Genomic DNA, 20,620 nt, shown 5'->3' on the forward strand with positions numbered 1-20,620 from the left:
TTCCGGGATTTTTTTTGAGAAAGTTCATTTCAGCAGCTCACGGAGCAGCTTGATGGCGGCGTACATCGTGTTGTAGACGGTTTTCACGCTTTGGGAGGTATGGTCGGCGATCTGCTGGTAGCTATACCCTTCAAAGAACATGAGGTCTATCAGCTCCTTCTGCCGCGGGGTTAGCTGCTGTAAAGCATGGTACAGCCTGCGTTTCAGCTCTTCGTCCTGCTGCACCCGCACGATGATCTCCTCGTAAGGCAGCTCGCTGGCGGCTTCCTGCTGGCCCATCCGGTGGATGGCGGTCTCTATTTTCGCATGATACTCCAGCTGGTCTGCCAGCATGCGGCGGAGCGCGGTGAAAAGATAGGCCCTCACCTGGGTCACGGCATTCAGCCGGTGGCGCTTTTCCCATATCTGTAAAAACAGCTGGGTAACGGAATCTTTGACCAGCTCGTCATTGGCCGTGATCTTCAACCCAAACCTGACGAGATGGAAATAGGTATTGTTGTAGAGATCAAAAAAGGATTGTTTGTTCCCTTTCCTGATCCCTTCCCAATAGGCGATATTATTGTTTTCTTCCCCTGTCACCGGTTTGCGCTTGATTCTTTCATCAATGCCTGTATGGCGGCTTCCAGCTGCTGGTCGCGGCCGGCGGCCACTGTATCGAATGCGTTCATGACCTCGATATCAGGCTGTGTTTGTGAATTCTCCAGGTACCGCCCTTCCAGGTCTTTTACGCCCAGCGTGGGCGCGCTGAAATGCATGGAATTGTCGTGCAGCGTTTGCCCGGTCATCCATGTGCAGCTGCCGGGTACGGGCATACCCACGAGCTTGCCCATTTTCAGCACCTGGTAGTCGTGCACGAAACAGTGGCCGTCGCTGTAGTTTGCCTCGCAGGCCAATACCACGGAGGGTTTGGTCCAGCGGAAAGCAGGCTCGCCGTATACCAGGAAGCGGTCTGTCGTATTGTTGCGGATCTTTTTGCCGCTGAGGAACATGATCAGTTCCGAAGCAAGGTCGCCGCCGCGGTTGAAACGCGTGTCTACCACGATGCCTTTCCTGCCTGGAAAACGGCCAAGTACTTCTTCGTAAGTGCGGCGGTACGCGGCATCGTTCATCCGGTAGAGATGCACATAACCAAGCTCCCCGTTGCTGAGCTTGTCCGTTTCGGCTTCGTTGCGTTTCACCCAGCGTTCATACAAGAGGTCGAATTCTTTCGCAGGCATTACGGGTTTTACCTGCACCTGCCGGGCGCCTTTGCCGGAGCGGAGCGTGAGCGATATTTTTTTTCCCGCCTTCCGGTTCAGCCAGGCTGCAAAATCTTTTTTTGCGTTCACCGTTTCGCCGTCCACAGCTTCGATCACGGTCCCGGGCGTTATCCCGAAAGCGGGATCATCCAGCGGGCCACCCTGCATTACTTCACGAATGGCCATGCCCGGGCCTTTGTAGGAAAGATCGTAAAATACGCCGAGAGAGGCCGTCGCATCCGCGTCTTTTCTCTCTTCGCTGAAGCTGGCGCCGGTATGACTCACATTCAGTTCTCCGAGCAGCTCGTTCAGCAGCTCCGCGAAATCGTAATTGTTATCGATGTAAGGCAGGAATCTTTCATAATTCGTTCTTAGCGCATCCCAGTTCACGCCATGCATGCCGGCGGTGTAGAAGGTCTCTTTCGTTCTGCGCCAGACGTGCTCAAACATTTCTTTCCGCTCTTCTGCAGTATTCACGGTCATTTCGCCGGTAAAGGAAATGTTTTCCTTCTTCGCGGCAGCAGGATCGATGCGGAGCATTTTCCCATCTGCCAGCAGGTAGCAATATTTTTTCTCCCTGTCCCATTGCATGGAAGCGCCTTCGATGTTCAGCGGCAGCAGCAGTTTGGTTTCTTTTGTGCGGAGGTTGCAGCTCCAGAGATCGTAATCCTTTTCAAATTTTGCGAGATAATACAACACTTCGCCGTCTTTGCTTAGCAGAGCGCTGCTCAGCAGCGAAGGATGTGTGGTAAGCCTCGCTTTACGCAGCTCAAGGCCACCCCAGTCTATATCCCGTCCCTTTGCCGCGGCCGGTTTCGGCGCACGGGATTGCAGCTCTTTCTGCAGGGCGGCTTCATCTTTACCAAGATTAAAACCATTCCACAGCTCACGGTCGAAGAAGAGCGCGTACACATCATTCTGCCGCGTGCTGCTGTTGGCATAGCTGTGCAGGCCGTTGCGGTCCGTTTGCCAGATCATCATCCTGCCGTTCATCGCCCATTGCGGGCTCGCGTCGCTGTAGCCGCTGCGGGTAAGGTTCACCAGCCTGCCGTTCCCTGAAGCTGCGATAATACCTACTTCGTCGTTCCCGCTTCCGGGTTCGTTGTATTTCACGAGCAGCCAGCGGCTGTCAGGGCTCCATTCAAAATACTGGTCGTGGTCGTTGCGGCTGTAAAGCTGGTCTGGCCCCATGATGGCATTGGTTTGCCGGGTGGCGGTATTGTAGATCTTCAGCGTGGTCCTGTTTTCGATGAATGCGATCATTTTCCCGTCGGGGGAAAACTTTGGCTGGTAGTTCTCCTGTTCATTGCCGATCACCGTCGTTTCTTTCAGTGAGGTGGCGTTGAAGAAAAAGAGCTCGCCGGGATTGGTCACTTCGCTTTGATAAATATTCCAGCGCCCGTTGCGCTCGCCTGCATAGAGCAGCGCCTGCCCGTCCGGCGAAAAGCTCAGCCCCGCTTCTGCTCCCGGCGTGCGGGTAATGCGCTTGACCAGGTTGCCTTCCGTGCTGCCGGCAAATACTTCGCCCCGCATGATGAACGCAACTTCCTTGCCTGAAGGCGACACGGCCATTTCGGTGATGTCCGGGAAAGGCACGCGTTTCTCATCGTCGTTCTTATCCGCCGCGGGTATATTGATGTTCACTTTCACGGGATCCCCGTCCTGCGTTTTCACATAGATCTCCCCGTTGAAACCGAAGCAGAGCGTGCCGTTGCCGGTGCTGAGGAAACGCACGGGATGTTTTTCGAAGAACGTTACCTGCTGCGGCTCAGCGTTTTCACGAAGGGAGGAGCGGTAAATATTGAAGTTGCCGTTCTTTTCACTGAGATAAAAAATATCACCGGGCCCGGCCCATACGGGGTTCCTGTCTTCGCCAACGAACGGGCTGAGCTTGCGGTGCGTTTTTAGACGGCTGTCGTATACCCACACGTCCCGAGCGATGGAAGAGGTTTGATGTTTGCGCCAGATATTTTCCCGGCCTTTCCGGTCGTGATAAGCGATAAAACGCCCGTCCGGGCTCACTTTCGCGTCTTCCGCAGGCGTAGTGAGCAATTGCGTAACGCGGCCGCCTGCGGCGGGCACAAGATAAAGTTCCTGCAAGGCATCGGACGGGAACTGCCGGTTATCGGGGTCATCCAGCCGAACTGCGCCGAATATAACGCCCTTATCTGTGAAGTCGTAGGGGAATTCGTCTGCCGAATGCCAGGTGAGGCGTTTGGTTTCGCCGCCCGCGGAAGGCACCACGTATATGTCGAAGTTGCCGTGCCTGTTGCCGGTGAAAGCGATGAATGCACCGTTGCGGCTCCATACCGGCATGCTGTTGCTGGCGCCGTCCATGGTGAGCGGCGTGGCCGTTCCGCCGGCAGCGGGCACTTTGTAGAGGTTTCCCCTGTAGGTGAACGCAATGGTCCTGCCATCCGGCGAAATAGCCGGGTAACGCAGCCACAGCGGGCCTTCGGCTGCACCGGCGGCCATGCGGGAAAAGAGGAGGCACAGCAGCAGGAATGCTCTTTTCAGTGGGATCATTCCGGGGAAAATACGAAAGATTTGCTGAAATCAAATTTTAAGGGGATGTGCGGGCAAGGGAGCGGAATCCGTATTTTAACGCTGTGTAAAGACGTATTTCTACGATACCTATGGCTCGTTTTTTTCATTAATTTTACCCTGTAGAGACCCCGAGACGAAATCCAGAACGACATCCCGGCACAGCATTTTTTTACCCTGAATATATTTTACCGTGAAAGCCACAAACCTAACTGCAACAGCAGGCACAGCCATCGTGTTTCAATTTATCCTGTTCATCTTTTTAGCTTCCTCCTGCGGAAAAGGAGGAGGAGGCGGTACACCACCTCCTGTAGAGCCGCCGCCACCGGCCATCACCGGCATCGCGCCGAACAATGGTCCATTTAATACGCCCGTTGTGATCAGCGGCAGCAACTTCTCCGCCACGGCTGCGGATAATGATGTGAAGATCAACGGGAAACCCGCGAAAGTGACCGCAGCAGCAACCGGCAGCCTTACCGTGGAAGTGCCCAAAGGCGCCGGCAGCGGCGCAGTTACAGTGACGGTAAAAGGCAAGACCGCTACAGGCCCCGCGTTCACTTACATCCTCACCGCCACCGTTTCCACCGTAGCCGGCAGCGAGAAAGGCTACCAGGACGGCACCGGCGCCAACGCCTATTTCAGCGGGCCCGCAGGCGTTTGCGTAGATGCGCAGGGAAATCTTTTCGTAGCGGATCATTACAACCAGAAGATCCGCAAGATCACACCGGCAGGCGTGGTGACCACCTTTGCAGGCAGCGACCGCGGCTATGCGGACGGCACCGGCGCGGCAGCCAAATTCTGGAACCCGACCGGCATTGCAATAGACCCGCAGGGGAATATTTTCGTGGCGGACCCGGGCAATCACCGCATCCGCAAGATCACACCTGGCGGCGCGGTGAGCACTGTTGCCGGGACAGATCCATATGGTTATGCAGACGGCCCGGGCGGCTCAGCAAGGTTCTTCAGCCCTGAAGATCTTGCGCTGGATGCGCAGGGCAATATATACGTCGGTGACGCCAACAATTACAAAGTAAGAAAGATCACACCAGGCGGCGTGGTTTCCACACTGGCCGGCTCCACCTACGGCTACCTGGACGGCGCTGGTACCGGCGCGCAATTCTACACCCCGCGCGGCATGCAATGCGATGCACAGGGCAACGTGTATGTATCCGATTATTTCAACAACAAGATCCGCAAAATAACACCTGCCGGCGTGGTAACCACCCTTGCAGGCAGCACCTACGGGTGGGCAGACGGCGCTCCCGCCACCGCGAAATTCGACGGCCCGCGCGGGATGATCGTTACCGCGCAGGGAGAAATTTATGTGACGGAAGACCGGAACAATACCATCCGCAAACTCGCGGCAAACCTTACGGTCAGTACATTATGCGGGCAGCCCGGCCTCACCTGGTCTGACTGGAAAGACGGTACTTTGGCTGAAGCAAAATTCCGCACGCCGATGGATATCTGCGCGGATGCACAGGGGAACTTTTACATCGCCGATTTTAATAACAGCAGGATCAGGAAAATTACTTTTGAATAGGACTCATCATTCCGTTCTCAGGCTCACCACAGGATTGGCCAGCGCGGCTTTCAGCGCCTGGTAGCTGATGGTGACACAGGTGATCAGCAGCATGGCTCCTCCTGCAACCAGGAATGTACCGGCGCCGGGAGTGATATGATATACAAACCCTTCCAGCCACTGGCCGGTGATCCACCATGCCAGCGGGAAAGCGATGAGCACCGAGATAAACACCAGCTTGAGAAAATCGCGTGAGAGCATTACCACCACGTTGCCGATGGATGCCCCTACTACTTTGCGCACGCCAATTTCCTTCTGCCTGCGCTGGGCGGTATACGCCGCGAGGCCGAATAACCCCAGGCAGGAAATGAGGATGGCAAGGCCCGCAAAATACCGGGAAAGGATGCTGATCCTGTTTTCGGCGGCATACATGCGCTGGTAGCCTTCATCAAGGAATTTATAGTTGAACGAAAAGCCCGGGTTGAAGCGGCTGTACAGTTTTTCCAGGCTGACAAGCGTCTCCTGTTCCCTGCCATCCTGCAGCTTGATGGCAGCCTGGTAAGTTGCGCCGGGGTTCAGGCGGAAGAATAAAGGTTTTACCTCTTCGTGCAATGATTCAAAATGAAAATCTTTTACGACACCAATGATCTGCCGCGTTTCGCCCCACAGCACCACCGTTTTCCCCAGCGGTTCTTTAAGTCCCATGTATTTGATGCCGGTCTCATTAAAAATGATCGCATTGCTGTCTGCCCCATAATCTTTGGAGAACGCCCTCCCTTCCTTCATCTCAAAATTCATGGTTTCCAGCATGCCGTAAGAAACCGCTACGTTTTCGAACTCGGTTTTGTCTTCCGGATCGCGGCCAGGCCATTTCAGCCCGGAAGTTCCGCTGTTGTGGCCTACCATGTCGTGCGCAATAAACGTGGCATTCACTACGCCCGGAACTTTCCGCACCTGCTCCATGAATGCTTCGAGATGATCTTCGGAGGAAAGCTTTCCTTCCCGCCAAATAGTGATCACATTGTCCTTCTTGTATCCCAGGTTTTTATTCTGCACGAATTTTATCTGGTTGTATACTACCAGTACAGACACTACCAGCACCGCGGAGATCGTGAATTGAAAAACTACCAGGCCTTTGCGTATCCAGAGTTCCCCCATAGAGTTGGCCAGCCTGCCTTTCAATACGGTAACGGGTTTGAAGCCGGACAGGTACAACGCGGGATAGCTGCCCGCCAGCAGTCCCGTAAACAAAGCGATCAACAGGATAGAGACGGCCGGTTTCCAGCCGAAGGTGAGCGCCAGCTGTTTACCGGTTAAAGTATTAAAGGATGGCAGCAACAACGCTACCACGAGCAGCGCGATGGTAAGCGCAATGCAGCTCAGCAATACGGATTCCCCCATGTATTGCAATACCAGCGAGCTACGGCTGGCGCCGGCTACTTTTTTGATGCCGATCTCCTTCATTCTTTTTGCAGCCTTGGCCGTGGAAAGGTTCATGAAATTGATGCAGGCAATGACCAGGATAGCAATGCCGATAATAATAAACAGCCTTACATAGGAGATGCGCCCGCCGGTAACCACACCGTTCTCATAAGAGCCGAACAGGTAATTTTCGGAATAACGCTGGATAAAAGGTGTACGGTGAGTAGTTTCGCCATTTGTTTTGGCGGTTACAAAACCCGCCAGCTTCCGGTTGAACGCATCCACGTCCGTTCCTTCCCTCAGCAGGATGCGTGTATTCACACCGGTATTTCCCCAGCTTTTGATCCATTCGTATTTGGCGAACTGCCTTTCTATCGGCAGCACAAAATCAAACTGCTCTGTAGCATTGGCCGGCGGGGATTTAAATATGCCGCGTACCGTAAACTGCTCTTCATGTTCAAGCTCTACCGTTTCCCCGATGATATCAGTGGAATTGAATAATTTCATCGCCAGCGGCTCGGATAGTACGATCGAGTTGTTATCGGCCAATGCCTGGTCGCGGTTTCCCTGTATCAGGGTGTAGGAAAAAATATCGAAGAAATCCTTCCCGGAAAATTTCCCTTCACTCCTGATATTTTTGTCTCCCACGCTAATGGTAAATCTCCGCGCAGGTATTTCCGCAATGGCATACACCACTTCCGGGAATTCGGCTTTCATCGCCGCCGCCATAGGACCTGAAGTAGTGGGTGAAGTCCAGATGCCGCCTGATTTAATGCGGTTTTCCATGACGCGGAATACCTGGCTGTCTTTTTCATTGAACTTGTCTACCTGCCGCTCGTCCGTTACCCACAGGTAGATAAATAAAGCACAGGCGAGGCCGGTGGAGAGGCCCACCAGGTTTAAAAATGAAGATTGACGGTCCTTTTTAAGGCTGCGCCAGGCGAGCTTGAGATAATTTTTAAACATATGCGGGATGATGTGCGGTTCTCTTCACGAATAGGATACCATTCCCGTGAGAGACTATACAGCAGTAGAAAATAGTTTGAATTTTAATAACATATGTTCATTTTCAATACAGCTGCTGTCCGGAAGCGGACACCGCACAATCTTATCGGTTATTTATTCATCAGACGCTGAATATTACGTTTAGCCATTTCATTACGGGGATTAAGGCTAAGCGATTTTTTATACATGGATACTGCTTCTTCATGCAGTTCCGCAGCCATCAGTGCTTCCGCATAGCTGTCGTATACATTGGCGCTTCCCGGGAACAGCAGCGTGTTCATCCTGAATGCTTCCAACGCCAATTCCACATGATTTTTGATTCCCGATTTTAGCAGCAGCTGGTATCCCAGCTCATTCATTTCATGTTCATAAAAATACCAGCCAGTATCTGCTTTCAGTTCGTTGAACCTGCAGGCAGCCTGGTGTGATCCTTTCTGCACCAGCATCACGCCATATTCTCTCACCAGTGATCTTTTCAGCGGAACGGAAGATGGTACTCCTTTATCCACCACATTCGAAATAGCCAGGTACCTGCGGAAAAAGTCGGGAACATTCCTGTTTTCGTACATGATGTATGTGATATCGTCCGTCAGGTTTTTGAAGAGCATGGTGGTGAGCCCAACGAGGCTGCCATCATGCCAAACGGCAAACTGGCCCAATGCATTTTTTTCATTGACGTTCCAGCCAAGCGTATAAGTTTTTTTGCCGCCAGTGAAAAAATTCGTCCCATCCACCAGCTTCACTGGTTGATACATTTGTTTTATAAGCTGGGGCGGCAGCAATTTCCCGCTGTCCAGGGCATTGTCGAACAGTACCATATCCCGCAGAGTAGTGATCACATTATTGTCTCCCTGAGTGCCGCCTAATGCATAATCTGTATAGATCTTCCGGTTGGTCACCGAATCAACATGCTGGAATACGGTGTCATAGAAAGTGGGCAGGAAATAGCGCGCGGTATTTGGACTGGTGCGCATGCGGACATAGGTACTTTTCATGCCTGCTTTCCGGAAAATGTTTTGCTGCATGTAACTGGCAAACGGCGTCCCGGTAACTTTCTCCACCAGCATCGCCAGCAATATGAAATTAAGATTGTTATAAAAGTGCTTCTCCCCTGCGGCAGCCAATGGCGGCGGTTTCAAGGCTACCAGGTCTTCGTATATCTTCCGGTCCGATAATATTTCGGAAGGATGTGCTGTGATGTACGGCTTTTCAAACTGGTCGGCTTCCGGGAGGCCCGAAGTATGCGACAACAACTGCTCAATGGTAACAGCGGGATAAGGAAAGTCCGGCAGGTATTGCACAAGCGCATCGCTCAACTTTAATTTATTTTTATGAACCAGTTGAAGGACCGCTATCGCGGTAAACGGCTTGGATACTGAAGCCAGGTTGAAACGGGTTGTATCTGTATTGGGCATGCCAGTTTCGAAGTTGGCGTAACCCGCGGACCGCTGGTATACAACCTGCCCTTTTTGTAGGATGGTTATACCGCCGTTGAAAATGCCGTGATCATGCCAGGTATTGATCATGCTGTCTATCAGGGCGCGCTTGTGCGCCGGGAAAAGTGATTGGGAATGGCAGGGTAAGGATAATATTAACATCAGGGTAACCCAAACTACATTTCTCATTGTATGATGATATAGATTTCAAAAAATGTGTTTACCCTTTTAAGATACCTATACGGCTGACGCGAAAAGGGGAAATGGGATGAACCTACCTGAAAATGGGGTGAACCGGGAAGCCTGTGCTGTGATCCAAATCCTTTCAGCCCCTTTGTAATTGATCTGACAGCCTGTCATGGGTTATATTTTCATGGAAAGCGCATCTTCCAGACACTCAAAGATTTCTTCCAGGGCTCTTCATCGTGTTGTATTTCATCCACGATAACCGGCTCCCGTTTTCCGTGTTTCATACTCATCGCAGCAGTATATTTCCTGTACATTCCCTGATGGGGTAAGCGCCATATATTCCTCTTTATTTGTCACGCTGCTATATGCTGATTTTTGGTTCCTGAAGCAAAGCATAGCCCCGAAAGCACCTTGGCCATAAACACTATAATCGCCATACATGCAACCATAGCAATTCTTCAATTGATATTTATCCTTTACCTGGTCACGAATCTGATCAAATGATCCTTCAAAAAATTCACTTGTGCCAGTATATGTCTTGCCGGCAATTGTTAGTGAAAGGGTCACGATCTCATGTTCTATTCCACTCCCCGGTTCTTCGCTCCTCTTGTCCCCTAAAGAAATTTCAATTTTTAAGTCCGACCAAAATTGATTGTTATTTGACTTGTCAATAATGGTTTGGGGCACTACTATTACAAATGAACAATTACAAAGCGTTTCCTGTAATTCATCTGTTTGATAAATGGGAGTCTTTAAAAATGTAAATCTTGTCAATTGTTGCGCTGTATACTTCGACTTATCGTCGACTGACAGATCATCAAATTCTGAACCGCTAAATACAACCCCATCAATTTCCGTTACCAATGTTTTGAAATTATTTTCAATCTCGATTTCCCGGGTACCGGAATTATCCTTGTAAATTCCTTTGTATGTTTCTTTCATGGTGAGTTAGGGTTTCATAAAAATAAAGAACCCGCTGAAACTTACGTTGACAGCGGGTTCTTTATTTTTTGGACCAAATTTCGAATTGGTCCTGTTTTTATATGTTGCCTCACCTGGATTCGAACCAAGACAAACAGAACCAAAATCTGTCGTACTACCATTATACTATGAGGCAATCGTTCGTTAGGATTGCAAAAGTAGACTTTTTTCTATTTCTTCCAAAAAAGTTGACATTTTTTTCAGGAAAATATTACGCCAAAGCCCGCTCAGCCAGCGTTTTACGCACTTTCTCCACGATCAGTTCAGGCGCCAGCTGCTGCATGCAGGCATGATCGCCACGGAAGCAGGGCTTGTTCCCGAATACCGAACAGGGGCGGCAATACAGGTCTATCTGCACCGCATTCTCTTCCTTCTGCCCGAAACCCATAAACCCCGCATAAGGATGCGTGGCGCCCCATACGGATACCACCGGCACGCCGTACAGCGACGCCAGGTGCATGTTCGCGGAATCCATGCTCACCATCAGCGACAGGCCGCTGATAATGCGCAGTTCTTCGTTCAGGCTATATTTCCCGGCCACGACCTTCAGCCGTGCATCGCCGGCAGCCAGCGTTTCCAGCTTCGTTACTTCTTCTTTCCCGCCGCCAAACAGCAGGATCTCCACGTCTTCTTCGCGCAGTATCTGTGCAATGACCTGCTGCATTTTTTCGAGCGGGTAGGTCTTTTCGAGGTAAGTGGCGAAGGGCGCAATGCCGATCTGCTTTTTGCCTGCAACGGGCTGCTGCGGCAGCGTTCCGGGCAAAGCCTGGTTGATGGTATATCCTAAACCGGCGAACACGTCGCGGTAGCGGTCGATGGTGGTCTTCAGCGGTTTGAATTCCTTGTTTTCCTTTCGTGTAAGCGCTTTTTTGCCCGCCCTTCCTTTGTCGATGGCTGATACGGGGATGCCGGATAATTTGTAGAACGTCCGCACGATGCGCGAGCGCAGCACATGATGCAGGTCCGCCACGGCGCTGATGCCGGGGTGTGCTTTGCGGATGGCTCTGAACAGGCGGTACAGGCCCTTCAGGCCTTTGTGCGCTCCTTTCAGGTCGGCGGGGAAAAATACGAGCCGGGGAATGCCTTCGCAAAGCGCGCCCCAGTTCTTGTTCGTTACGAACACGATGACCAGCTCCGGATGTGCGTCCAGCAGTTGTTTCATAACGGGAATCGTCATGGCCACATCGCCCATGGCGGAAAAACGGATGGCCAGGATCGTATTCTTATCAGGGCTTTTGGCCATACAGCACGGGGTTAAGCGAAGGATCGTTGTACATCTTCATCTGCTTGTACACTTTCATGTATTTGCGGCCCCGGCCAATGTCTTCCAGCAGTTCTTCAATAGCGGCAGACAGGTCGCGCTGCTGCTCCAGCAAAATGTCCAGCTTTTTGCGGCAGGCTTCGCGGTGAGCTTCGGAAGCATCGGCCCTGGTCGCTTCTTCACGCATGTGCCAGATCTTGAGGCCCAGGATGGAAAGGCGGTCTATGGCCCAGGCCGGGCTCTCCGTATTAATGGAAGCGCCCGGCACGGGGATCACCGCTTTGTATTTATCCAGGAAATAACTGTCGATGTACTCCACCAGGTCCGTCCTTTCCTGGTTGCTGCGGTCTATCCAGCGCTTCATTTCCAGCGCCTTCACGGGGTCTATACCCGGGTCACGGATCACGTCTTCCAGGTGCCACTGCACCGTATCGATCCAGTTCTTGGCATATAAAAGATGTTCGATAGTGGTCTTTTCAAAAGGATTTTCAATCACACGGTGAATATCATCATGAACGTGATAATCCCGTATGCTCTGGTCGAATGTGCTGATACAAAGTGCGGTAAACATGCAGCAAATGTAAACTGGAATTTTGAAAATCCCGCATCGGCTGTGGCGGGTTCAGGGCAAAAAAAAGGCACACTGTAGAAACAGGTGCCGGGCATAAAATCATGTGAATGTTCGAGAATGCAATTGTGTAGGCTTTCAATGGTTCTCTAAAGAGGGCTTTTGAAAATCATTAAAATTGCTAAAATCTTCATACTCATGCATGTTATTAGCATGTTGGAGACGCCGGCAACATGACTAACAACTATGCATGGGTCAATAAATATCGCTGGAAAATCAATGGTGGAGATTTTCCGTGTCTTTATGGTATATCTTCTCTAACAGGTATTGTTCGGGTTATTCAGTAATCACTGTACATCTGTGTTAGGGTAAATTGGCATTAACATATCCTTTGTCTTAAGGCTTATACATCGAAATTACGAGGAACGGCTGTAATATTTCCGCAGTGGAAAAAATTAAGTGTTGTTACATCTAAATTATTGTAAACCGGGAAGTTGCGCCACAAAAAAAGGGTGCGCCACTTTCGCAGCGCACCCTTTTTCCGCAGTGGAAACGGCTATTTCAGTTCTTTCTTCGCGAAAAAGTATAACGGGATACCCAGCAAAATAATACCCAGGCCGGGAATCGCATATCTTGGTTCATAAATAAGCAGCAGTATGGCCAGGCTCAGCGCCACCAGGATGTAAATGGCCGGCAGTACCGGATAACCGAAGGCTTTGTAGCTGCGGGGTACGTCGGGCCGGGTTTTGCGGAGGATAAAGATGCCCAGGATGGTGATCACGTAAAACACGAGCACCCCGAAGATCACCATCGCCAGCAGGTCGCCATACTTGCCGCTGAGGCAGAGCAGGCTGGCCCAGATGGCCTGTATCCAAAGGCCGTAACCCGGTACGTCGAAGCGGTTCAGCTCGCCCGCTTTGCGGAAGAACAGGCCGTCTTTGGCCATGGTATAGTAAACCCTCGCCCCGGAAAGGATCAGGCCGTTATTGCAGCCGAAGGTGGAAATAATGATCATGACCGCGATCGTATACGCGCCCACGCCCGCCCCAAAGATCTTTTCCGCGGCGGCAACGCCTACCCTGTCCTGCTCGGCAAATGCGATCTCGTTGAACGGCAGTACGGCCAGGTACATGAGGTTGGCGGTCACGTAAATGATGGTTACGATGAAAGTGCCCAGGAACAAAGCCCTGCCGATATTCTTCTGAGGATTCTTGATCTCCCCTGCAATGAAGGTCACATTGTTCCAGGCGTCGCTGGAAAACAGGGTGCCTTTCATGGAAACGGCAATGGCGCCCATGAAAGCCATGCTGGTGAGCGCAGTGGTCACCACCTGGCCGTCTGCCAGGCTGAGGTTTGCATTATTCCAGGCATTCTCCCAATTGGCATTCCATATTTCAGCTTTGGCGCCCAGGATAAGGCCGAATACGATCAAACCGAAGAGGGAAAAGAGTTTGGTGAAGGTGAATACGGTCTGGATGATCTTTCCGTTCTTCACGCCCCGCGTATTGATGTAGGTAAGCAGCATAATGGAAGCAATGGCCACCAGCTGCGCCATATTCACCGGGAAACTACCGACCGACCACAGCACGTTCTTCTCGCCCAAAGCCGGCTCCAGGTAGCCCAGGTACTTGGCAAAGGCCATGGCAACGGCTGCAATGGTGCCGGTCTGGATCACGCCGAACTGCGTCCAGCCGAAAAGGAAAGCGATGAAAGGGTTGTAGGCTTCGCGAAGGTATACATACTGGCCGCCCGCTTTGGGGAACATGCCAGACAGTTCTCCGTAGCTCAGGGCCGCGATCAGGGTTACCACCCCGGCCAGCACCCACATAGCCATCATCCAGCCGGAGGAGCCCACGGAGCGGGCCACTTCAGCCGATACAATAAAAATACCGGAACCTATCATGGAACCGGCAACGATCATGGTGGCGTCCACCAGACTGAGACTTGGTTTAAAAGAGTTTTCCTGGTTGATTGCTGACATAAGGTTGATAAAGGGTTGATGAATGGTTGATAAAAAAATCCCGGCTGATTGCCGGGATTAAATGTAGTTATTTCCGTTCATTATTTTTTCGGTACCTCTGCGTTCAGTTCTTTGATCACTTCGGCGGTAATGTCGTACGCCTCATCCTTGTAGAGGATGTTGCTGGCCCCTTCCCTGTAAGAGAAGATGAAAGCATAACGCTTGTCTGCATTGTACTTCTTGATCGTCTCATTCAGGCGTTTCTGGAGGTCTTCGTTGAACTGCGCTTCCTGCGTTTGCAGCTGTGCGATCAGGTTCTGTTTGTATTGCTCATGCTGCTGCGCTTTCTTCTGCAGGCCTGCTTCCGCAGCCTGGCCTTCCTGCTGGGTCATGGTTGGGGCGCGTTGCTGCAACGTATAGAGTTCGTTCTGCAGTTGCCTTTCCCTTCCTACGATGTCGTTCTGCGCCCCTTCTTTTTTTCTATCGAGTTCTGCTTTCTTTTCTTTGAAATAGTTGTAATGCGCTTCCAGGGAGTCAATATCTACATATGCCAGCTTTTGGCTTGCTGCACCGGCAGCCCCGGCTGTCTGAACGGAAGAGTCAGAACCGGTTTTTGCTGCGGTCTTGTTGTTACCCTGCTGGCACGCCGCGAATACTCCGGCAATCGCCGCCAGGAAAATTCCATTTTTCACAAAAAGTTGACGAGTGTACATGTTGATCGGTAGATTTTAACCCTTTAAATTGAAATAGAAAATCTTGTGGCGGCTAAAATAACATTTTTGGGATATAAAAAAACGTTAAAATGAAATTCGTGAAAAGAAAGTGTGGGTAAGGGTTTGCAAGCCGCAAACAAGGAAAAGAAAAAAAGGAGGGTCAGTGCCCTCCTCCTGGTTATTTTTTAACGATCTCCAGTGCTTTCTCCGGCTCATCCGTTGTAAGGAAGTCCGCGCCCGCATTGAAATAGGAGGTCATCTGCTCGGGTGTGTTCACCGTCCAGATATTCACCGTGATATTATTCTTACGGGCTTCTTTGAAGATGTTCGGATCTTTGTCGATCACTTTGAAATTATAGTCAAATCCCCAGATGCCGTCTGCCTTCAGCTGTTCGGGCGTTTTATCGCCGTTCAGGTAAGCCACTTTCGCATGCGGGTCTATCGCCACGATCTTCTTGCAGATGCTGTAGTCGAAGCTGATATACAGCATCCAGGCTTCGCATTTATACTTGCGGATCAGGTCCATGCAGGTTTGCGCCAGCTGTTCGCTGCGGCCGGTCTTGGAGGGTTTCAGCTCCAGCACCAGGCGGGTCTTGTTCTGCTGCATGCCTTCTTTGATGTAATCTTCAAACAGGGGCACACGGTCGCCGTTTTTCAATTCAATAGTGGTCAGTTCCGCTACAGGCGTTTCTTCCACGGTTTTGCCGCCGATATGCGGGTCGTGGCTCAGCACGGGCACGCCGTCTTTAGACAGCCATACGTCAAATTCAGAACCTTCACAGCCGATGCGCACGGCGTCCCTGAAGGAAGTGATGGAATTCTGGCTGCCGGCGTTGTTTTTCCAGGCGCCGCGGTGTGCTACTACTTTATTGCGGTGAAACTCATCTTTTACCAGGATGAAAGATTCGCTGGCATCGCCGGTCTTAAGGGTCACAGCGTATTGCATGGCTGCATCGGCGCCGATCTTTTTACCTTTTTTTAATTGCAGCACGCCTTTTTTGCTGATGGCAAACAGGCCTGAAGTGTCTTCCGCCAGTTGCACGCCTTTGGCTGCACCCTGCGGCGTGTAGATGTTGCCCACCTTGGCGCCGGATTTACCGGTGGGGATGGTGTAATTGTCCAGGTGAAGGGCGGGAACCTGCCCGCTGACGGCCGCTGCTGCGAGTAATGCCGGGATCATGAATCGATAACGTAAACGCATGGTAGGATGTTTTCTGTTCGTTTGTATCAGTTACGCAAGCTTACGGATTATTTCTTTAAGCCTTCATATTTGTTACATAAAGTTACAAAATACGGTCTCGGGCGGATATATCAAAATAGCAGCGGGAGAATTTATGAAATGGTAACAGCATGGTAAAAAAGAGGCCGTACCTCTGTAATGGTACGGCCTCCGGACTATCAGTAAAGGCTTTGGGCCTATTCTTCTTCGTCGAACTGGAACACTTCTTTGGAAGATGCGAGGATGTCGTATTCTTCTTTGGAACCTACGATCATGTTCTCGAATTCTCTCAGACCGGTACCGGCAGGGATCAGGTGACCCGTGATCACGTTCTCTTTCAGGCCCAGCATATCGTCCGTTTTGCCGTTGATGGCTGCGGAAGACAGTACTTTGGTGGTTTCCTGGAAGGATGCTGCGGAGATCCAGCTGTGCGTACCCAGGGACGCTTTGGTGATACCGAGCAGCAGCGGGCTTGACGTGGCGGACTCTGCATCGCGGTATTCCACGAGCTTTTTGTCTGCACGGCGCAATACGCTGTTCTCTTCACGCACCTGGCGGAGGGTAACGATCTGACCTGCTTTCATGGAAGCGGAATCACCGGCTTCGGTTACCACTTTCTTGTCGAAGATCTGGTCGTTCTCTTCAAAGAATTCGAATTTATCAGTCGTGTCACCTTCCAGGAAGCGGGTATCTCCCGGATCCTCGATGGTTACTTTACGCATCATCTGGCGAACGATCACCTCGATGTGTTTATCGTTGATCTTCACACCCTGTAAGCGGTAAACCTCCTGGATCTCATTCACCAGGTACTCCTGCACGGCAAAAGGCCCTTTGATGGAGAGGATGTCTGCCGGGGTGATGGAACCGTCGGACAGTGCGGTACCTGCTTTCACGAAGTCGCCGTCCTGTACAAGGATGTGGCGGGTCAGCGGAACGAGGTACTTTTTCACCTGGCTTTCACGGCTTTCGATGATGATCTCGCGGTTACCGCGTTTGATATTACCGAATGCCACAACGCCATCGATCTCGGAAACGATCGCGGGATTGCTCGGGTTACGGGCTTCAAACAGCTCCGTTACGCGCGGCAGACCACCGGTGATGTCTCTCAGCTTACCGATCACGCGCGGGATCTTCACGATCACCTGGCCTGCTTTAACCGGCGCGCCTTCTTCGATGATGATATGTGAACCCACGGGAAGGTTGTAAGACTTCACTTCCTTATTGCCATCAACGAGGAGGGACGGGATCTTGTTTTTATCCTTGGTTTCGATAACCACTTTTTCACGGTGACCTGTCTGCTCGTCAGCCTCTTCACGGAAAGTGATACCTTCCAGGATGCTGTCGAAGCGGATCTTACCGGCGATCTCGGAAACGATAACGGCGTTGAACGGATCCCATGTGCAGATCACGTCGCCTTTCGTTACTTTCTGACCGTCTTTTACTACCAGGGTAGAACCGTACGGCACGTTGTTAGTGATCAGCAGGCGGTCGTTTTTCACGTCCATGATCCTGAGCTCACCGGTACGGCCGATAACCACCTGTACTTTTTCACCTTCGTTGTTTTCGTAGGTGGTGGTACGGAGGCCGTCGAACTGTACGGTACCGTCGAATTTGGCAGTGAGGGTAGATTCCACGGAAGCGGAACCGGCCACACCACCCACGTGGAATGTACGCAGTGTAAGCTGTGTGCCGGGCTCGCCGATGGACTGTGCAGCGATGATACCCACGGCATCACCACGTTGTGCAGTATACCCGGTCGCCAGGTTCTTGCCGTAACATTTCACGCACACTCCTCTCCTGCTTTCGCAGGTGAGCACGGAGCGGATCTCTACGAGGTCTATCGTGCTGTCTTCGATCCTCTTGGCAATATCTTCCGTGATCTCTTCGCCTGCAGCAACGAAGAGCTCGTCTTCATTCTGAGGGTTAAAGATATCGTGCAGGGAAGTACGGCCCAGGATACGGTCATACAGCGGTTCTACCACTTCCTCGTTGTCTTTCAGCGCTGAAGTAGCAATACCGCGCAGGGTACCGCAATCTTCTTCGGTGATCACAACGTCCTGTGCAACGTCTACAAGGCGGCGGGTCAGGTAACCGGCGTCCGCTGTTTTCAGCGCCGTATCCGCAAGACCTTTACGCGCACCGTGCGTGGAGATGAAGTATTCCAATACGTTCAGGCCGTCCTTGAAGTTGGAAAGGATCGGGTTCTCGATGATCTCGGAACCGGTGGAACCGCTCTTACGCGGTTTCGCCATCAATCCCCTCAAACCGGCCAGCTGTTTGATCTGCTGTTTGGAACCACGGGCGCCGGAGTCAAGCATCATGTAAACTGAGTTGAAACCTTGTTTGTCCGTAGCCAGTTCGCGGATCAGCGTTTCGGTCACTTTGGTATCCACACGGCTCCAGATGTCGATGATCTGGTTGTAGCGTTCGTTGTTGGTGATCAGACCCATGTTGTAGTTATCCCACACTTCATCCACCTCGCTGGCAGCGCCATCGATCATGAGCTGTTTGGCGTCGGGGATGATCAGGTCGTTGATATTGAAGGACAGGCCGCCGCGGAACGCTGTACGGAAACCAAGTTGCTTGATGTCGTCCAGGAATTTCGCGGTTTTCGGGATGTCTGTTGCTTTGATGATGTCGCCGATGATCTCACGCAGTGATTTCTTGGTGAGCAGGGCATTTACATAACCTGCTTCTTTCGGAACGAACTGGTTGAAGATCACGCGGCCCACGGTGGTGTCGATCAGCTTGCGCTCCAGCGTGCCGTCGTCTTTACGCACATCGGCTTTCACCTTGATGTGTGCGTGCAGGTCCACACGGCCTTCGTTGTGCGCGATGATCACTTCTTCCGCGGAGTAGAAGGCTTTGCCTTCGCCTTTCACGATCTCGTCGCCCATGGTCTTCTTACCCTTGGAAATGTAGTAGAGGCCGAGTACCATGTCCTGTGAAGGCAGGGTGATAGGCGTACCGTTCTGCGGGTTGAGAATGTTGTGGGAAGAAAGCATCAGCAGCTGTGCTTCCAGGATCGCGGCGTTGCTCAGCGGCACGTGTACCGCCATCTGGTCACCGTCGAAGTCCGCGTTGAACGCAGAGCACACGAGCGGGTGCAGCTGGATCGCTTTACCTTCCACCAGTTTCGGCTGGAATGCCTGGATGGACAGGCGGTGCAGCGTCGGGGCGCGGTTGAGCATCACAGGGTGACCTTTCAGTACGTTCTCCAGGATGTCCCAAACCACTGCTTCTTTCCTATCTACGAGCTTTTTAGCTGATTTAACCGTTTTAACGATGCCCCTTTCGATGAGTTTGCGGATGATAAACGGCTTGAACAGCTCTGCAGCCATGTCTTTCGGCAGGCCGCACTCATGCAGTTTCAGCTCAGGGCCCACCACGATAACGGAACGGCCGGAGTAGTCCACACGTTTACCGAGCAGGTTCTGACGGAAACGGCCTTGTTTACCTTTCAGCACGTCAGAGAGCGATTTCAGCGCGCGTCCGCCTTCAGCTTTCACGGCGTTGGATTTCCTGGAGTTGTCGAACAGGGAATCCACCGCTTCCTGCAGCATACGTTTTTCGTTACGCAGGATCACCTCCGGCGCCTTGATCTCGATCAGGCGTTTGAGACGGTTGTTGCGGATGATCACGCGGCGGTACAGGTCGTTCAGGTCCGAAGATGCGAAACGGCCGCCGTCCAGGGGAACGAGCGGGCGCAGTTCCGGCGGAACTACGGGGATGTATTGCATCACCATCCATTCAGGACGGTTGTCTACACGGCCATTGGCGTCACGGAAAGCTTCCACTACGCTCAGGCGTTTCAGCGCCTCTGCTTTACGCTGCTGGGAAGTTTCGGTAGCCGCCTGGTTGCGGAGCTGGTAAGAAAGGCCGTCGAGGTCGATCCGCGCCAGCATCATTTCTACCGCTTCAGCGCCCATTTTGGCGATGAATTTGTTCGGGTCTTCGTCAGGCAGCATCTGGTTGTCTTTCGGAAGGGTATCCAGGATGTCCAGGTACTCTTCTTCAGTGAGCAGATCGCCGTAGTTCAGTCCCTTCTCCTGTTTCACCCCGCTCTGGATGATCACGTATCTTTCATAATACACGATCGTTTCCAGTTTTTTGGAGCTCATACCGAGCAGGTAACCGATTTTATTAGGTAATGATTTGAAATACCAGATATGTACAACGGGCACTACCAGGCGAATGTGGCCCATTCTTTCGCGGCGCACTTTCTTCTCGGTAACTTCAACACCACAGCGGTCGCACACAATGCCTTTATAACGGATACGCTTATACTTTCCGCAATAGCATTCGTAGTCCTTCACAGGGCCGAATATCCTTTCGCAGAACAAACCATCACGCTCCGGTTTGTAAGTACGGTAGTTGATGGTTTCGGGTTTCAGCACCTCGCCATAAGAACGCTCCAGGATGGTATCCGGTGAAGCGAGACTAATGGTAATGCTGCTAAAATTTGATTTAGGACGATTTTCTTTTTTGATGGCCATTGTATGTTTTTTAAAGAAAACTCTATGTCGTAAGTGAAGCTGGTCCGCAGGTATTCCGCCTTAAGC

At 51.7% G+C, this 20,620-nt stretch carries 12 protein-coding genes and 1 tRNA gene; 1 reads left to right on the forward strand and 12 read right to left on the reverse strand.

Annotated features, from left to right (window positions below; all coding sequences use genetic code 11):
- Positions 1 to 24: 24 nt before the first annotated feature.
- Together R3I13_RS14935 and R3I13_RS14940 are read right to left on the reverse strand one after the other, a co-directional pair.
- Positions 25 to 579 carry a sigma-70 family RNA polymerase sigma factor gene (locus tag R3I13_RS14935; RefSeq protein WP_346318770.1) on the reverse strand — a complete coding sequence of 185 codons (555 nt, stop codon included), beginning with the start codon at positions 577 to 579 and terminating at the stop codon, positions 25 to 27.
- Complete coding sequence (locus tag R3I13_RS14940; RefSeq protein ID WP_346318771.1) at positions 576 to 3,764, reverse strand: S41 family peptidase; 3,189 nt, start codon at positions 3,762 to 3,764, stop codon at positions 576 to 578. Before R3I13_RS14940 ends, R3I13_RS14935 begins: the two co-directional genes overlap by 4 nt.
- Positions 3,765 to 3,975: 211 nt before the next feature.
- Between R3I13_RS14940 and R3I13_RS14945 the strand changes: the two genes are divergently transcribed.
- Complete coding sequence (locus R3I13_RS14945) at positions 3,976 to 5,325, forward strand: IPT/TIG domain-containing protein (RefSeq protein ID WP_346318772.1); 1,350 nt, start codon at positions 3,976 to 3,978, stop codon at positions 5,323 to 5,325.
- 6 nt (positions 5,326 to 5,331) lie between these two features.
- On the opposite strand, the gene R3I13_RS14950 is transcribed toward R3I13_RS14945, so the two are convergent.
- The 10 genes from R3I13_RS14950 to rpoC all read right to left on the reverse strand — a co-directional run bounded on the left by R3I13_RS14950 (position 5,332) and on the right by rpoC (position 20,554).
- The gene (locus tag R3I13_RS14950; RefSeq protein ID WP_346318773.1) at positions 5,332 to 7,692 is read right to left on the reverse strand and encodes an ABC transporter permease; all 2,361 of its coding nucleotides are present in this window, start codon (positions 7,690 to 7,692) and stop codon (positions 5,332 to 5,334) included.
- Between the two features lie 149 nt (positions 7,693 to 7,841).
- Positions 7,842 to 9,356, reverse strand: a complete 1,515-nt coding sequence (locus tag R3I13_RS14955) for a serine hydrolase domain-containing protein (RefSeq protein WP_346318774.1) — start codon at positions 9,354 to 9,356, stop codon at positions 7,842 to 7,844.
- 246 nt (positions 9,357 to 9,602) lie between these two features.
- Positions 9,603 to 10,298: a DUF6304 family protein gene (locus R3I13_RS14960; protein ID WP_346318775.1), complete on the reverse strand. Its 696-nt coding sequence runs from the start codon at positions 10,296 to 10,298 to the stop codon at positions 9,603 to 9,605.
- 104 nt (positions 10,299 to 10,402) lie between these two features.
- Positions 10,403 to 10,473, reverse strand: a tRNA-Gln gene (locus tag R3I13_RS14965).
- Between the two features lie 75 nt (positions 10,474 to 10,548).
- Complete coding sequence (locus tag R3I13_RS14970) at positions 10,549 to 11,580, reverse strand: glycosyltransferase family 9 protein (protein WP_346318776.1); 1,032 nt, start codon at positions 11,578 to 11,580, stop codon at positions 10,549 to 10,551.
- Positions 11,564 to 12,169, reverse strand: coding sequence for a DUF4254 domain-containing protein (locus R3I13_RS14975; RefSeq protein ID WP_346318777.1), 606 nt, complete (start codon positions 12,167 to 12,169; stop codon positions 11,564 to 11,566). The genes R3I13_RS14970 and R3I13_RS14975 overlap by 17 nt, the downstream gene beginning before the upstream one ends.
- A gap of 553 nt (positions 12,170 to 12,722) precedes the next feature.
- Positions 12,723 to 14,147, reverse strand: coding sequence for an amino acid permease (locus R3I13_RS14980; protein WP_346318778.1), 1,425 nt, complete (start codon positions 14,145 to 14,147; stop codon positions 12,723 to 12,725).
- Positions 14,148 to 14,227: 80 nt separating this feature from the next.
- Positions 14,228 to 14,839, reverse strand: a complete 612-nt coding sequence (locus R3I13_RS14985) for an OmpH family outer membrane protein (RefSeq protein ID WP_346318779.1) — start codon at positions 14,837 to 14,839, stop codon at positions 14,228 to 14,230.
- 178 nt (positions 14,840 to 15,017) lie between these two features.
- Positions 15,018 to 16,040, reverse strand: a complete 1,023-nt coding sequence (locus R3I13_RS14990) for a glycerophosphodiester phosphodiesterase family protein (RefSeq protein ID WP_346318780.1) — start codon at positions 16,038 to 16,040, stop codon at positions 15,018 to 15,020.
- Positions 16,041 to 16,255: 215 nt separating this feature from the next.
- Positions 16,256 to 20,554: a DNA-directed RNA polymerase subunit beta' gene (rpoC, locus tag R3I13_RS14995; RefSeq protein ID WP_346318781.1), complete on the reverse strand. Its 4,299-nt coding sequence runs from the start codon at positions 20,552 to 20,554 to the stop codon at positions 16,256 to 16,258.
- Between the last annotated feature and the right edge of the window lie 66 nt (positions 20,555 to 20,620).

The organism is Chitinophaga sp. YIM B06452, assembly GCF_039655965.1.
In the GTDB taxonomy this organism is placed as follows: domain Bacteria; phylum Bacteroidota; class Bacteroidia; order Chitinophagales; family Chitinophagaceae; genus Chitinophaga.